Below are 14,035 nucleotides of genomic sequence, written 5' to 3'. Positions count from 1 at the left end.
CAGGTCGAAGGTTTACGGTCACCGCATGACCTACCGCATCGCTGCAGCAGCCGAGCTGGTCGGGGTGCCGGCGACGACGCTGCGCTACTACGAGGACATCGGTCTGGTCGAGCGGCCGGCGCGCGGCGCGAACGGGTACCGGACCTACGACGATGCCGACCTGGCGCGGCTGCGCTTCATCACGGCGACGAAGAACCTGGGCATCCCGCTGACCGACGTCGCGGAGCTGGTGAAGGCCTACGACGTCGAGGACTGCTCGACGGTCGCCCACCAGGTCGTGGAGATGGTCGCCCAGCGCCTGGCGCAGACTCAGGCGCGGATCGGGGAGCTCGTGGCGCTGGCGGCGCGGCTGCAGACGGTCTCTGCTCGCCTGGCCGACGCTCCCGCGGCCGGCCCGTGCGGTGACGGGTGCCCGTGCGCGACCGCCGCACCGGCGCCCCTGGCCGACCGGCGCACGCTCGTGCCGCTCACGCGGGGGCCGGCCGCCGCGCCGGACGAGCCGATGATCGCCTGCTCGTTGGACGCCGCGTCGGTCCCGGAGCGGATCTCGGACTGGCAAGCGCTCGTCGCCCGGGCCACGTCGCGGGAGGCCGTCGTTGGTGGCATCGCGCTGACGTTCCTGTCATCGCCGGCTCTCGTCGCGGAAATCGCCCGGCTGGCCGCGGCGGAACAGGACTGCTGCACCTTCTTCACCTTCACCGTCCAGATGACCACTGGCCGGGTCCGCCTCGAGGTTCAGACGCCGCCCGACGCCGCAGACGTCGCCGCCGCCATGTTCGGCACCGTCCCCTAGTCGCCCTGGATCCACAACGACCGGCCACCCGTCCTGGGTTCTGGCCGCGATGCGCCTTGCCCGAGCCCGAGAAGGAGAGCCATGAGCACCCCGCCCCTGCACGACCACGACACCGCCACCCCGAAGAGCTCGATGATGACGAAGAAGGGCGCGCTGGCCGGGATCGGCGTGGTCCTGGCCTGTGCGATCGCCTGCTCGCTGCCACTGATCGCCGCCGGCGGGCTCGTCGCGAGCCTCGGCGCCTTCCTCGCCGGCGGCGAGGCCGTCGCGCTCGGGGTCGTGCTCCTCGTCGGCGCCGTGATCGGCGTCGGGCTGTGGCTGCGTCGGCGGCGCTCCGCGGCCGCCAGCGCCTGCGGCACCGGCTGCGGCTGCGGTGGTGACTGCGGATGACCGGCACCGTCACGCGCGACGAGCTCGTCCAGCTCCTCGAGGACGACGCCGCGGTCCTCGTCGAGGCGCTGCCCGCAGCTCACTACGCCCGCGAGCACCTGCCCAGCGCGATGAACGTGCCCGGTGAGCTCACACCCGCCGAGGCATCGCGCATCGCCCCGGACCCGCGACGGACCGTCGTCGTCTACTGCTCCGGGCCCGGCTGCGGGCGCTCGAAGGTCACCGCCGCCGCGCTCCAGCGCCTGGGCTACAGCGACGTCCGGGTCTACACCGGCGGCAAGGCCGACTGGCTGGCCGCCGGCCTTCCACTCGAGCGCACCGCCGCGGCCAGCTGACCGGACCCGCAGGGGACTCGGTCCGTCACGCTGCAGCGATCCTGGGGCCTGTCCGCCGCGCTCCGGAGATCTACGAGGGTTCGGACAGGAACATGAGAATCCGGCCGTCTCGCGTTCGTGTCACCGAGCAGGTCACGGTGTCGAGCACCGGGCAGATCGGGTGAGTTCCTACAGCCCGATGGTCAGTACCGCTCACGCGACCTGGTGACGGCGGGCGCCTCGCGGGCGAGCAGTCTGATGGCCGCGTCGGCGAGGACCGCGCGGCGGGCAGGGTTGGTCCGCGGCATGGCGCAGGTGGCCACTCGTCGTACAACGAGCGCAGGAGTATTGACGGAATGGCCACAGCCGCCCAGAGGAGCTCGACATGGAACAGACGGCGATCGTCGTCGGAGCGGGCATCGCGGGCCTGGGCGATCTCCCTCGCCCGGACCGGGTGGAAGGTCACGGTGCTGAAACGCTCGCCCGAGCTCGCCGAGGTCGGGGCGGGCTTCGCCATGTCGCGCAACGCGGTCGCGGCGTTCCGTGGGCTCGGTTTCGACGACGACAGCGTCGCCGCGCTCGGCCACCAGACGTGGGCCGGTGGCACCTGGGACCTCCACGGCCGCCCGATCCTCCCCCTGCCGGACACACCCGTCGTGCGGGAGGCGGTCGCGCTGATCGGGGTGCACCGCCGACGGCTGCACGCCACGCTGCACCGACAGGCCGTCGACTGCGGCGTGGACATCGTCACAGGTGCGGCCGTCACCTCGGTCGAACCCGGGGAGCCGGACGGCGCTCCGGCCGTCGTCGCCGACCGCGAGGCCGACCTCGTCGTCGGTGCCGACGGCATGAACAGCGCCGTGCGCGCGGCACTGTTCCCGGCCAGCCGCCCCCTCTACAGCGGATACTCGAGCTGGCGCGCGATCACGCCTGGCACCTTCGGGGACGATGCGCCAGTACTGGGGGCCCCATGCCGAGTTCGGCATCCTGCGCGTCGCCGACGACCAGACGTACTGGTACTGGTACGGGTACGCGGCCATGCCGGAGCGCACCGTTCTGGATGACGAGCTCGGCGCGGCCCGCGAACGGTTCGCCGGGTGGGCCGCGCCGGTGCACGAGGTGCTCGCTGCCACGGCGCCTGACGTGGTGATGCGGCACGACGTCCACCAGCTGCCGGGTGGGCTGCGGCGCTACACCACCGGTCGGGTCGTGATGATCGGGGACGCTGCCCACGGCACTCTTCCGACGATGGGGCAAGGCGCAGCCACCGCACTGGAGGACGGCCCCTGTGTTGGTCTGCTCGTGGGCGCACCGGTCGCGGCGGGCGGACGCCTCGCTCCCGCCCTCGACGGCTTCGACGCCGCCCGTCGGCCGCGATGCCGCGCTCTGGCTCGCTCATCAGTCGCGTCCGGCCGCTTCGGGTCGCACCCGGGGGGAGGTTGGCAGCAGAGCGTCCGGAACAGTCTCATGCGCCTCACCCCGACCAGCGCAGTCCTGCGTGGCTCTCACGCCGCGATGGGCTGGACCCCGCCCCAGCCGGCATCACCGACCTACTGAGTCCGGCTCACCCGCGTCGCAGAGTTCGAGGACCTGGACCAGCCGGGCGAGTCGGCCCCGCCCGCGGCAAACATGACGCCCGAGCCGGAACGCGGTTCCAGAAACCGACGGCACCGCCTCCGCGATCGTCCACCGAGGACTCGGACAGCCAGGTGAGACAAGGCGCGTCTCACTCAGTTGTCCCACCACAGTCCAGAGCGTCACGCTCCGGACAGCTTCGATGAGTTCCTACATCTGCCGCCGCCGTGGGATCTCATCCGAGTCGGCCAGATCTCACAGCGTCGGCCATTGCGCGTCTCGAAGCTCACCGACGTGGCCATGCCGGACGCTCGAGGGGAGGAGCCGAGATCAGCTCGAGCCGTGTAGGTGACAACCAGACTGCCAATGGGAGTCGGTCGCCCGGCTCTGGCGATGGACGCTCTTGACGTACTACAGGTCGAATTCCGCCAGCACGTCGTCGATCTCGCTGTCCGTTGCGCGCCACGGTCTCCGGGTCTCGGCCAGCTTGACGAGCCCGAGGAGGGCGACCGGGTCGTCTGCCACGAACCGCGCCTGTCCAAGTCGGGCCACCCAGCGACCCGAGTCCTGGCTCACATCGAGGTGCAGCCCTTTCAGGGCGAGGATCGCCGGGACGGCCGTGTCGCTCGCGGCTGCGATCTCGACGGGGCCGAGCCGCCCATGGACGGAGTCGAACGAGATGCCCGCCGCTGGGCAGCCACCTGCTGTGCACTCGATGTCGGGATCGCCGGGGTGCTCGAACTCGTAGTGGAAGCACGTGTAGTGCATCTGCTCGAAAACGCCGAACGGGCCTGCGTTGGCCACGACTTCCTTGCGGCAGCGACGACAGATCGGTCGAATCTCTCCCGAGCCACTGAGCACGTCGACGACGGTACCCCGGGGCGACCAGCCCGAGGAGTCCGACAGGTGGGCGGGACAAGTTCCTACACCCCCGGCCCACGCCCCTCGAGTTTGAGGGCTCTTCGCGGTTGTCGGTGTAGCAGAGTGCGTCGCAGACCTGGTGCCCGGCTCCTACGACCGGCGCGTGGACGGACTCTCGATCGGGCTGCAGCGGCTGAATGCCGCGCAGACGAAGTTCCAGCTCGTGGATGCTCTGTGGGACCTGCGGGACTCGGCCTACGACACTCCTGAGGTGTGAGGCATTCACCGCGGAGGCGTTCGTGCAGGGGCTGGCGTCGGAGCTGGACGACTTGCCTGGCGATGACGACGGTGAGATCTCGGTGGCTGTCATTGCCCGTGCTCTGGGGAAGGCGCTCGATCTCCGGACTCGCGGACGCTAGGCCGCGTCGCCTGCCGCGGATCTGCGCGGTCCAGAGCGCAGGCGTGGCCTGAAGCCGCCGGTCTCGAGCAGTGATCGAGCGATGTAGTGGGTGTCGAGCGGAGGCTGCGACCATGGGCCGATGAGTGAAGCCCTTCCGAAGGTCGCGATCGAACTCTGGAGGTCCGACGCCATCGTCCTCTTCGACTGGCTGATGACCGTCGATCTGAACACGGTGCCGATCACTCACCCAGCCGAGAAGCAGGCGCTGATGGATCTGCTCACCCGACTGGAGCACGAGACCGATGTGCCCTGTGTGACTCAGGAACAGATCGATGCAGCCCGGGTCGAGGTCGCCCGAGACATGGGCTGGTAACTGATCGACGCCTGCCCGCTACCTCAGACGCAGCGAGACCCGATGCTCGGCCCATGCCCTTCGATCCCCGGGTGAGCGACGAGATCCAGTTCCTCACCGACGGGCGCACCTTCGAGCCGAGAGACAGGAATGCCGGCGACTGCATCGCGGTCTTCGGGGAACTGCGGAGCGGACAGCGCTGGCGTCCTTATGGCGTGAAGCGTTCTGCGCCAGGTGCCTCCGCCCCCACGGCGAAGCCGGCCCGGGGTCGAGCCGCAGCGCCCTCGGACGGACGGAACAGTCCCAGCACTTGAGGCCGACTCCAGACGTTTCGTTCGACTCCATCGAAGGACCGGGCACCGTCGACCAGGACTCTCGCGACTGGCCAGGCCCGCCGTCGTCGTTCACCTCGAACTGCAGATCCATGCGCGAGCGCGCCCGATGGCGGCGCGTGCATCACTCAGCGCGAGTACGGAAGCCGTTCGAGTCCGGCCGCGGCCATCATCTGCTCGTACCACGCCAGCAGTTCCGCGGAGCGTGGGCCATCGATGTGGTTCGAGAGCGTGTCCCCCTGGACGAAGAGCCCGGGGAACCTGCGGCCCGGTTGGATGACCAACTGAGCGTTGCCGTTCCATACGAGGCGCTCCAAGGGCGCCAAAGGCTCGGGCTGTTCATGCGCGCCGGTTTGCCACCAGTCCACCGACACCGAAGCGCCCTCGAGCCTTGCCACACGGCCGAGCACGTAGTCCTCGATCGCTCGTGGGAGTCGGACGTCATGGTCTTCGATGTAGTGGGACAGCCCCTCAGGCCACACGAGGACGCCGTCGGTGTATTCGCTGGCTCCGTTGTGCTGGCCGCAGAACCTGCACGGCGACAGGCCCATGAAGTGCCGGAGGTACGTGCCCGCATTGAGATAGCCGACGACGACGTAACGCTCGTCCTCGTCCCAGGTCGGGTCGACCATGTCGTACGGATCGGGGTACTCGGGATGCTGGTCGTTGCGCCAGTACCCGATCAATCGCAGGGCCACTCCCGACGCTCCTCCTGGTCGCTCCTCCCGGCAGCGCCGGTAGCAGGATCCTGGCACGGCGGCCCTTCGGCCCTGCCCTTGTAGGTTGCTGCGCATGCGCTTGGAGGTCGACGCGATCCTGTTCGACATCGACGGGACATTGGTGGACTCGACCGCTGCTGTCGAGCGCGCGTGGCGGAAGTGGTCCGCTGCCCGCGGGATCGACGCCTTGGAGGTCCTCCGGGTCTGTCACGGGCGCCGCTCGGAGGACACCGTGGCCGAATATCTGCCGAGCGACCAGCGTGCTGCTGCGGTCGCTGAGCTCGAGCGGCTGGAGATGGCAGAACTCGGTGACGTGACCGCGCTCCCCGCCACGCGGGACCTCTTGTCGCGCCTCCCATCCGAGCGATGGGCCGCGGTGACATCGGGGTCGCAGCTGCTGATGCGCGCGCGGCTGGCCGCCGCCGGGCTACCGGTGCCCGACATCTTGGTAGCGGCCGAGGATGTCGTGCTGGGCAAGCCCGATCCGCAGGGCTATCTGAACGCGGCCCGGCAGCTCGGCTTCGACCCTCGCCGGTGCCTCGTCGTGGAAGACGCACCAGCCGGCCTGGAGGCGGGACGCGCAGCGGGGGCGCACGTACTCGGCGTGGCGACCTCCCACCCGGCCCACGACCTGAGCGCAGCGCACGTGGTGGTACCCGACCTCGCGGCCTGCATCGTCGAGGTGACTGCCGAGGGCCTGGTCATGAGCACGGCACGCTGAGTCGACCGGCCCGGGCGTCGTCGAGACGCGGAACCCGCGTGGCCGGCGGTCCGGCCGCGCTAGCGTCGGTCCGTGCATCGCTACCAGGACCGTGCCCGTCGAGGGCTTCGACGGGGCATCGTCGCCGCCGTGTCGTTCGGCATCCCCCTCGTCGCGCTCACCGGGTGCGCGGACGACGAGGTCGAGCCGTCGAGTCCGGTCGCCGGCGCGATCAGCGCGTGCCTCACGGCCGCGCAGGAGCAGAGCCAGCTCGAGCTTCCGGCCGACGACGGCGACGGCCTCGACATCAGTGTCGACGTCGACGGTCAGGGCTGGTGGGCGGTCGTCGCCGCGACGCGCGGCGCGGACCCGAAGCTGACGTTGACCTGCACGGCCGTCCCGGACGGCGGGCCGCTCGGAGCCCGCGCAGCGTCGTGGTCGGTAGCGGAGGGATAGGCGACGATCGCGGCGGGCCCGCCCTTCGCGGGCTTGCTGCGGTCAGGGCTGGCGGCGGTGGAGCGTCCACGCGTCGGCGGTGTCGAGGTCCCCGTCGGTCACGCGGGTGAAGACAAGCCGGTCGTGCAGCCGGTCGCGTCGGCCCGCCCACAGCTCGACCTCGTCGCACGCGATGCGCCAGCCGCCCCACCCGTCGGGGACCGGGACGTCGTCGGGCGACCCGGTGTCCGGGTAGAGCGCGGCGTACCGCTCGTAGGCGGCGACCAGCGTCGCCCGGTCCGCGACCGGCTGCGACTGGTCCGACGCCCAGGCGCTGATCCGCGACCCCCAGGGTCGCGTCGCGAAGTAGGCGGCGATCTCGTCGCGGCCCACGGGGACCGCCCGCCCGCGGAACCGGACCGCGCGGTACATGGCCGGCCACGTGAGCGATGCGGCGATCGACCCGGTGGCGACGATCTCCCGGCTCTTGGCCGACCCCAGGTCGGTGACGAACCCGGGGCCGCGCTCGTCGAGGAAACGCATGAGCACCGTGCGGACGTTCGCGTGCCCGTCGGAGTCGACCGTCGCGACCGACAGCGCGGTGGGCTCGACGACGTCCCCACGCTCGGCCTGCCGCGCCTGCGCGTCGGCCACCCACGCCCGGACCTGCCGCAGCGGTGTCGGCGCCACACCGTCCTCGCTCAGCCCCTCACCCTCGTACTCGCTGCGCACGCCGCCATCCTCGCTCACCCGTGCTCGATCGCGACCGTGTCCTGGCCGACCCAGCCGGGCGCGCCCGGGTCCACCGCGGAGTCCCCGACGAGCGCCGCCAGGCTCGCCTCGAGGTGCGCGAGCTCCGCGGCACCCAGCTTCTCCTCCCACCGGGCACGCATGTCCTCGAAGACCGCCTCCCCCTCGCGCAGGACGTCGCACCCGCGCGCGGTGACCTGGAGGCGGTTGCGTCGCGCGTCGGACGGGTCCGGTTCGCTCGACACGTAGCCGCGCGCGACGAGGACCGCGACGGTCTTCGCGGCCGCCTGCTTGGAGACGGACAGACGACGTGCGACGTCGGACGCGCTGTCGGCGCCGGCGATGATCGCGCGCATCGCGAACTCGTGGGTCGGGCGGAAGTCGTCGTAGCCGCGGGCGGCGAGCTCGACCATCGCGCCGTCGACGAGCGTGCGGAAGCCGCCGAGCAGCAGCAGGGCGAGGTCGGCGCCGGACCGGGACATGACGACGAGCCTAGACACTCCGATGGACATGGACAACTAGGTTGTCTACTGTGATGGACAACCTAGTTGTCTATCTCAGGAGTCGACGATGAGCACCACCAAGGCGACCATCCCCGCCGTCACCCACCACACCGCACCGATCAACGGTGCCCAGATCCACTACGTGACCGCAGGCACCACCGGGTCGCCCCTCCTGCTCGTGCACGGGTTCCCCGAGACCTGGTGGACGTTCCACAAGGTCATCCCGCTCCTCGCCCGGACCCACCAGGTCATCGCCGTGGACCTGCGCGGCTTCGGCGACTCCAGCACCGCCGAGGACGGCCACGACAGCGCGACCGCCGCGGAGGACCTGCACGGCCTGATCGAGCACCTCGGCTGGGGACCCGTGCACGTGACCGCGCAGGACATCAGCGGCGGAACCGTGTTCCGGCTCGTGGCCGCGCACCCGCAGGACGTCCTGAGCCTCACGGGGATCGAGATGGGCCTGGCCGGGTTCGGCCTGGAAGGGCTGGCCGACGTCACGCGCGGCGGCTCCTGGCACATCGGCGCCCTGACGGCGGCCGGCATCCCGGAGCTGCTGCTCGCCGGCCGCGAGCGCGAGCTGCTCGGCCAGTGGGCCTTCCCGAGCATGACTGCCGTCGCCGGGGCCGTCACCGACGCCGACGTCGACGAGTTCGCCCGCACGTACGCCCGCCCCGGCGGCTGGCGCGGGGCCGTCGGCCTCTACCGCTCGATGCTGACCGAGGGCGACGAGCTCCGGGCCTTGGCGGCGTCGCGGCCGCTGACCGTGCCCCAGCTCGCCGTCGGCGCCGGCGGCGGGCCGTTCACCGCCGCGACGCTCGGCCAGGTCACGGCAGGTGAGGTCACCGCCGTCCAGCTCGACGGCGTCGGTCACTACGCTGCGCTGGAGGCTCCCGAGGCACTCGCGGCGGCGATCCTCGACTTCACCAGCTCGGTCGACGCGGCCTGATTCGGGGGGCCGGCGCGGCCGCCCGCCTCGCCGCAGCCGCTCGTCGGACTGGCACCCACGACGACGACAACAACGACGACGGTGCCCCACGCCAGCTCGGTGTGGGGCACCGTCGTCGGACGGTCGCGTCCGCGGACGCTCAGGAGCTCAGAGCGTGATGACGACGGTCGAGATGCTCCGGGCCGGGACGTCGACCGTCACCTGGCTGCCGTTGACGCTCGTCGTCCGGGGCGCGCGGCTCGAGTACTGCGACGTCATCGTCTGGAGCGCGGACCGGACGTCCTGCGGTGCCTGGATGACGGCGCCGTTCACCGCGCTCGTCGAGCGGTTCAGGATGACGAGCGTGACCTTGCCGTCGCCCTGGTAGGCCGTGACCTCGAGCGGGGAGGCCTTCGAGCTCTTCGTCAGACCGACGCGCTGGTAGCCGGGGCGGACGTACTTGGAGTACTGCGAGAACGCCCAGCCGCGCTTGAGGACCGCGCCGCCGGTGGTGCCGTACGCCGACTCGCCGTCGCCGATGAACGAGTAGTAGCGCCGCCCGTACCACCAGACGTACGCGCTCCAGTTGGCCTGCATCGAGCGGTCCACGGTGTACATGACCTTGTCGAGGGTCTCGTTCCAGGCGGCGGCGTTCGACGGGTCGCCCCAGATGTTCGAGCCGTTGCCGTCGGCCTGGTGGTAGTTCCACTCGGTCATCCACTGGTTCTTGCCGTACTGCGCGGCCAGCGGGTACGGGGAGAGGTTGGGCCCGTTCTCCTGGCCGTAGATGTGGCCGCCGACGTACCCGATGTTGTTGCGGGCAGTCGCGTCGTTGAGCGTCGGGTCGCTGTAGGAGCGGTTGAAGCCGAGCGACTCGGCCACCATCAGCTTGGTGTTCTGGACCTTGGCGCCCTGGTCGCGCACGAAGGTGCGCAGCTGGTCCCCGGTCCAGGCCATGGAGTCGTAGTCGGGGTGCCAGTCGGGCTCGTTCTGCACGGACGTCACGTCGATGGCCACGCCCTGGTTGCGCATGTACTGCACGTAGCTGTTGAGGTGGTTGGCGTAGTCGTCGTAGTAGTCGGTCTTGAGCGACCCGCCGCCGGTGCGGCTGTTGTTCGTCTTCCACGCCGCGGGCGCGGTCCACGGCGAGGCGAGGATCTTGACGTTCGACCCGTACGTCTTCGCCGTCTTCAGGGCGCTGACCTGCGCTCCCCACTCGCTCGACACGGGCGAGATGCCCGTGCGCACGATGGACAGTCCGAGCTGGTTGTCACCCATCCCGACGAGCGTCTGGGTGTCGGCCGTGGACCAGGCACCTCCCCAGATCGACACGGCGGCGCCGAAGCCGTCGATCGTCTGGTACTTGGTGCCGGTGTTCACCGTGAGGTCGGCGGGTGAGCCGGGGCGCGGCGTCTGGCTCACGGAGGGCGACGGGGTGGGCGTCGGGGTCGGGGTGGGGGTCGACGTCGGGGTGCCGGTGGTCGACCCCGTGCACGTGGTCCCGTTGAGCGCGAACGTGGTGGGCGACGGGTTGGCGGCGCCGGAGGTGCCGTTGAAGCCGATCTCCGCCGAGGCGCCGGTGCCCAGGGAGCCGTTGTACGAGGCGTTCCTCGCGGACACCGTGGCGCCGCTCTGCGTGAGGCTGGTGTTCCACGCCTGGGTCACGGTCTGCCCCGCGGGGAAGGTCCAGGTGAGCAGCCAGCTGCTCACGGCGTCACCGAGGTTGGTGACCTTGACGTTCGCCGTGAACCCGCCGTTCCACTGGGACGGGACGACGTAGTCGACGCGGCAGCCGGTCGCGGCGGATGCCGCGGGCGCCACGGCGACCGTCCCCCCGGTGAGCAGCGTGGCCAGCGCCAGAGCCGCCGGCCACGTTCGGCGCCGCCATTGAGTTCCTCGCATGATTCGTCCAATCACTGTTGGTCGTTCGATGCGCGCCGACGGCCCTCGTCGGCAGTGGGCGGACGGGGACCGGGGGTGCCCGGATGGCGCGACTATCTCGGGCCGGATCGGCCTTGTCCACCGCCCCCTCCCCTAACCGTTTGGGCCGATCGCGGGCCTCGCGAAGTCCGTGCAAAAGTGGGCGGATCCCGCTCTGTGAGCGCTCACATCGACAGGCGGACCCGCACGGCGCCGGCCAGGGCTCGCACGACGTGCTCCCCACCGCGACGACGCGGCCCGGGGGCCCGGACGGACGGCGCACGGCCACCCTCAGGAGGCAGACATGCACGGAATCGGCCGACGGCTGCTGCTCGCCGTCACCCTCTGCATCGCACTGGCGGGCGGTGCCGCGGCGACGTCCGCGCCCGCCACCGCCGAGAGCAACGGGGGCACCCGGGTGATGCCCCTGGGCGACTCCATCACGGAGGGCTACCCGGGAGGCGGCGGCTACCGCGTCGGGCTGTGGCAGCGCCTCGCGCAGAACGGCTACACCACGGACTTCGTCGGGTCCGCCTTCAACGGGCCGGGCAGCCTGTGGGACCACGACCACGAGGGGCACGGCGGCTGGCGGATCGACCAGATCGACGCCAACGTCGTGAACTGGGTGCGCACCTACCAGCCCCGCACCGTGCTCCTGCACATCGGCACCAACGACATCACCCAGAACCGCGACCTGGCCAACGCCCCGAACCGGCTCGCGGGGGTCATCGACAAGATCACCAGCACCTCCCCGCAGACCGACGTCTTCGTCGCGACCCTCATCCCGATCTCGTTCGCGGACTCGCAGGTCCGCGCGTACAACTCCGCCATCCCCGGCATCGTGTCGAGCAGGGCGGCCGCCGGGAAGAAGGTCCACCTCGTCGACATGTACCGGGCCCTGACCATCGCCGACCTCGGCGACGGCGTGCACCCCAACGCCACGGGCTACGACAAGATGGCCGCCGCCTGGTTCACGGCGCTGCGCGCCGTACCGGGAAGCATCGGGAACCCCAGCGGCGGTGGCACGGACCCCGGCGGCAGCACCGGCCCCGTGGACTCCTCCGCGTGGTACGTGCTCGTCAACCGCAACAGCGGCAAGGCGCTCGACGTGTACAACCTGTCCACCGCCGACGGCGCGCGCATCACCCAGTGGTCGCGCAACAACGGCAACCAGCAGCAGTGGCAGTTCGTCAACGCCGGCAACGGGTTCTACAAGGTGAAGTCGCGGCTCTCGGGCAAGGTGCTGGACGTGTCCGCCAGGTCCACCGCCGACGGTGCGGCGATCATCCAGTGGAGCGACAACAACGCCGCCAACCAGCAGTTCAGCCTCCAGACGATCGACGGGTACGTCCAGCTGATCGCCCGCAACAGCGGCAAGGCCGTCGAGGTGCAGGGCGCGTCCACGGCCGACGGCGGGAACATCGTCCAGTACACCGACTGGAACGGCGCCAACCAGCAGTGGCAGCTCGTCAAGGTGGGCTGAGCCCGACGAGCGGGCGGCGCGACGGCGTGGGCCACGGCGCCCGGTAGGTGCGGAACCCGAACTTCCTCCCGGTTGGTGCATCCGAGCGCACCTTCCGGGCGGAAGGAGGACAAGCGCGCCGACGAGGACGCCCTGCGGATCCCGATCGTCGTGCTGCGGGACGCCGACCGCAACGACGTCAACCCGCTGCTCGTGCGGAGCAAGCTCGACATCAACGCCGGCAACGCGCAGATCGCCCACGGCATCTCGTTCGTGCTGCGCCCCGCCGACCTGTGACGCCCAGGCGCCCGCCCGGTACCACCCCGGGCGGGCGCCGACCGGGGCGCCGCACTTCCGCCGACGAGCCGGCGGCTGAAGAATCGGTGACATGTCCGGCACTCCAGACCTCTCCGGCTACCAGGCCTCCGACGAGAACCCACCGCCCCGCCGTGACGCGGCAGCGCTCGCCGCCGGCATGCGCAGCGAGTACGAGCTGCTGGTCAAGGTGGTGTCCGACTTCGACGGTCGTCTGCTCACGATCAAGGGCTGGTCCGTCACGCTCTCCCTCGCCGCTCTCGTCCTCGGGTTCCAGCACGACCACTACGCGCTGTTCGGCCTCGCGGCCGTGAGTGCACTGGGGTTCTGGACCATCGACGCGCTGACCAAGGTCCACCAGGTGCGCTACTACTCGCGCATGCGCGACCTCGAGGTCGCGTCCTTCCACCTGAACCGCGTCGACCTGCCGACCGGGCTCAAGGGCTTCTCCTCACCGCGGATCGACGTCTCGTGGTCGTACAAGGGCGACGAGCCCGACTGGCGCGGCGACCCTCCGTGGCGGCTCGACCCCGCGACCGTGCGGCGGCTGGTCCGACGGTCCTGGCACATGCCGCACGTGGTGCTGCCGCACGTCGTCGCCGTCGTCGTCGGCGCGGTCCTGTTCGTCCTGGCCGTCACGGGCGTCGGCCAGCTCGGGGACATGCAGCCCTGACCGGCCGGCGTCGTCAGGAGGTCCCTGGAGCCCGCCTCCCCCCGGCGGGCGGGCGCCGGGTGACCGCGTCGACCGCTCGTCGGACCTCGTCCTCGTCGTGCGGCTCGGTGTCGAGTGCGCGGTGGATCGTCAGTCCCTCGATGAGGGCGTCCAGCACGCGGGCGGTCGTCGGGTCGAAGTGACGCTCGAGGGCGTGGCGGCTGCGTGCCATCCACGCATGGGTCAGCTCGCGGTACCGCGCGTCGCGTGCCGCGAGCGTGTACAGCTCGTGGGTCAGCACGAGCTCGCGGGGGTCGACGAGCACGTCGTGGCCGATGAGGTCCACGACCGCGCGACGGGCGTCGTCGACGCTCGCCGCGTGGGCCATGCGCTGCTCGAACCGGTCGCTGACCTGCCGCGAGAAGCGTGCGAAGGCCTCGTGCAGCAGCTCGTCGACGTCGGTGAAGTGGTACGTGATCGAGCCCAGGGGGACGTCCGCGGCCGCGGCGACGCGGCGGGTCGAGGCTCCCGCGACGCCGACCTCGCCGATCACCTGGAGGCACGCGTCGATGATGCGGTCACGGCGCTCGGGATCGAACCGGCGGCGCCGGGGTGGGACTCCCTGTGGTCCCAC

At 71.0% G+C, this 14,035-nt stretch carries 18 protein-coding genes; 12 read left to right on the top strand and 6 right to left on the bottom strand.

The annotated features are described in order from the left end of the window. Nucleotides 1–25 precede the first annotated feature (25 nt). The 5 genes from CUD01_RS00565 to CUD01_RS16785 all read left to right on the top strand — a co-directional run bounded on the left by CUD01_RS00565 (nucleotide 26) and on the right by CUD01_RS16785 (nucleotide 3,054). Nucleotides 26–793 (top strand): MerR family transcriptional regulator, encoded by a 768-nt coding sequence (locus tag CUD01_RS00565; protein WP_094181178.1) that lies wholly within the window; start codon nucleotides 26–28, stop codon nucleotides 791–793. Between the two features lie 81 nt (nucleotides 794–874). After that, nucleotides 875–1,183: a mercuric ion transporter MerT gene (gene merT, locus CUD01_RS00560; RefSeq protein WP_094181179.1), complete on the top strand. Its 309-nt coding sequence runs from the start codon at nucleotides 875–877 to the stop codon at nucleotides 1,181–1,183. Further along, entirely contained in the window at nucleotides 1,180–1,518 is a 339-nt protein-coding gene (locus CUD01_RS00555) for a rhodanese-like domain-containing protein (RefSeq protein ID WP_141317833.1), read from the top strand. The genes merT and CUD01_RS00555 overlap by 4 nt, the downstream gene beginning before the upstream one ends. Nucleotides 1,519–1,964: 446 nt before the next feature. Beyond that, the gene (locus CUD01_RS16790; RefSeq protein WP_208405295.1) at nucleotides 1,965–2,561 is read left to right on the top strand and encodes a Rossmann-fold NAD(P)-binding domain-containing protein; all 597 of its coding nucleotides are present in this window, start codon (nucleotides 1,965–1,967) and stop codon (nucleotides 2,559–2,561) included. After that, nucleotides 2,446–3,054 carry an FAD-dependent monooxygenase gene (locus tag CUD01_RS16785; RefSeq protein WP_243861015.1) on the top strand — a complete coding sequence of 203 codons (609 nt, stop codon included), beginning with the start codon at nucleotides 2,446–2,448 and terminating at the stop codon, nucleotides 3,052–3,054. The genes CUD01_RS16790 and CUD01_RS16785 overlap by 116 nt, the downstream gene beginning before the upstream one ends. 429 nt (nucleotides 3,055–3,483) lie before the next feature. Here CUD01_RS16785 and CUD01_RS00545 read toward each other — a convergent pair whose 3' ends face one another. Then, entirely contained in the window at nucleotides 3,484–3,933 is a 450-nt protein-coding gene (locus CUD01_RS00545; protein WP_141317831.1) for a hypothetical protein, read from the bottom strand. 539 nt (nucleotides 3,934–4,472) lie between these two features. Between CUD01_RS00545 and CUD01_RS00540 the strand changes: the two genes are divergently transcribed. Next, nucleotides 4,473–4,706: a hypothetical protein gene (locus tag CUD01_RS00540; RefSeq protein ID WP_094181185.1), complete on the top strand. Its 234-nt coding sequence runs from the start codon at nucleotides 4,473–4,475 to the stop codon at nucleotides 4,704–4,706. 439 nt (nucleotides 4,707–5,145) lie between these two features. Here the strand turns inward: CUD01_RS00540 and CUD01_RS16705 are convergent, their stop codons facing one another. Further along, nucleotides 5,146–5,715, bottom strand: coding sequence for a DUF6959 family protein (locus CUD01_RS16705; RefSeq protein WP_174773795.1), 570 nt, complete (start codon nucleotides 5,713–5,715; stop codon nucleotides 5,146–5,148). Nucleotides 5,716–5,809: 94 nt separating this feature from the next. Between CUD01_RS16705 and CUD01_RS00530 the strand changes: the two genes are divergently transcribed. Together CUD01_RS00530 and CUD01_RS00525 are read left to right on the top strand one after the other, a co-directional pair. Further along, complete coding sequence (locus tag CUD01_RS00530; RefSeq protein WP_141317829.1) at nucleotides 5,810–6,457, top strand: HAD-IA family hydrolase; 648 nt, start codon at nucleotides 5,810–5,812, stop codon at nucleotides 6,455–6,457. A 72-nt stretch (nucleotides 6,458–6,529) separates the two neighbouring features. Continuing rightward, a complete protein-coding gene (locus CUD01_RS00525; RefSeq protein WP_141317827.1) occupies nucleotides 6,530–6,892 on the top strand; it encodes a hypothetical protein in 363 nt (120 codons plus the stop codon). A 42-nt stretch (nucleotides 6,893–6,934) separates the two neighbouring features. Here CUD01_RS00525 and pdxH read toward each other — a convergent pair whose 3' ends face one another. Together pdxH and CUD01_RS00515 are read right to left on the bottom strand one after the other, a co-directional pair. After that, nucleotides 6,935–7,603, bottom strand: coding sequence for a pyridoxamine 5'-phosphate oxidase (gene pdxH, locus CUD01_RS00520; protein WP_244937595.1), 669 nt, complete (start codon nucleotides 7,601–7,603; stop codon nucleotides 6,935–6,937). 14 nt (nucleotides 7,604–7,617) lie between these two features. Continuing rightward, nucleotides 7,618–8,133 carry a MarR family winged helix-turn-helix transcriptional regulator gene (locus tag CUD01_RS00515; protein WP_243861014.1) on the bottom strand — a complete coding sequence of 172 codons (516 nt, stop codon included), beginning with the start codon at nucleotides 8,131–8,133 and terminating at the stop codon, nucleotides 7,618–7,620. Nucleotides 8,134–8,191: 58 nt separating this feature from the next. On the opposite strand from CUD01_RS00515, the gene CUD01_RS00510 reads away from it, so the two are divergent. Then, nucleotides 8,192–9,073: an alpha/beta fold hydrolase gene (locus CUD01_RS00510; protein ID WP_141317823.1), complete on the top strand. Its 882-nt coding sequence runs from the start codon at nucleotides 8,192–8,194 to the stop codon at nucleotides 9,071–9,073. A gap of 147 nt (nucleotides 9,074–9,220) precedes the next feature. Here CUD01_RS00510 and CUD01_RS00505 read toward each other — a convergent pair whose 3' ends face one another. Continuing rightward, nucleotides 9,221–10,873 (bottom strand): cellulose binding domain-containing protein, encoded by a 1,653-nt coding sequence (locus CUD01_RS00505; protein WP_244937594.1) that lies wholly within the window; start codon nucleotides 10,871–10,873, stop codon nucleotides 9,221–9,223. 403 nt (nucleotides 10,874–11,276) lie between these two features. Between CUD01_RS00505 and CUD01_RS00500 the strand changes: the two genes are divergently transcribed. The 3 genes from CUD01_RS00500 (at nucleotide 11,277) to CUD01_RS00490 (ending at nucleotide 13,422) form a co-directional block, all read left to right on the top strand. After that, complete coding sequence (locus CUD01_RS00500) at nucleotides 11,277–12,455, top strand: RICIN domain-containing protein (protein WP_141317819.1); 1,179 nt, start codon at nucleotides 11,277–11,279, stop codon at nucleotides 12,453–12,455. Nucleotides 12,456–12,527: 72 nt separating this feature from the next. Further along, nucleotides 12,528–12,731, top strand: coding sequence for a hypothetical protein (locus tag CUD01_RS00495; RefSeq protein ID WP_243861013.1), 204 nt, complete (start codon nucleotides 12,528–12,530; stop codon nucleotides 12,729–12,731). Between the two features lie 91 nt (nucleotides 12,732–12,822). Beyond that, nucleotides 12,823–13,422 (top strand): hypothetical protein, encoded by a 600-nt coding sequence (locus tag CUD01_RS00490; protein WP_094181193.1) that lies wholly within the window; start codon nucleotides 12,823–12,825, stop codon nucleotides 13,420–13,422. Between the two features lie 13 nt (nucleotides 13,423–13,435). Here CUD01_RS00490 and CUD01_RS00485 read toward each other — a convergent pair whose 3' ends face one another. Next, nucleotides 13,436–14,035 carry a TetR/AcrR family transcriptional regulator gene (locus CUD01_RS00485; RefSeq protein ID WP_141317817.1) on the bottom strand — a complete coding sequence of 200 codons (600 nt, stop codon included), beginning with the start codon at nucleotides 14,033–14,035 and terminating at the stop codon, nucleotides 13,436–13,438.

It is taken from the genome of Cellulomonas uda, assembly GCF_006538705.1.
Classification (GTDB): Bacteria; Actinomycetota; Actinomycetes; order Actinomycetales; family Cellulomonadaceae; genus Cellulomonas; species Cellulomonas uda.
The sequence above is the reverse complement of the archived record's forward strand: the minus strand, read 5'-3'. Positions and strand labels throughout refer to the sequence as shown.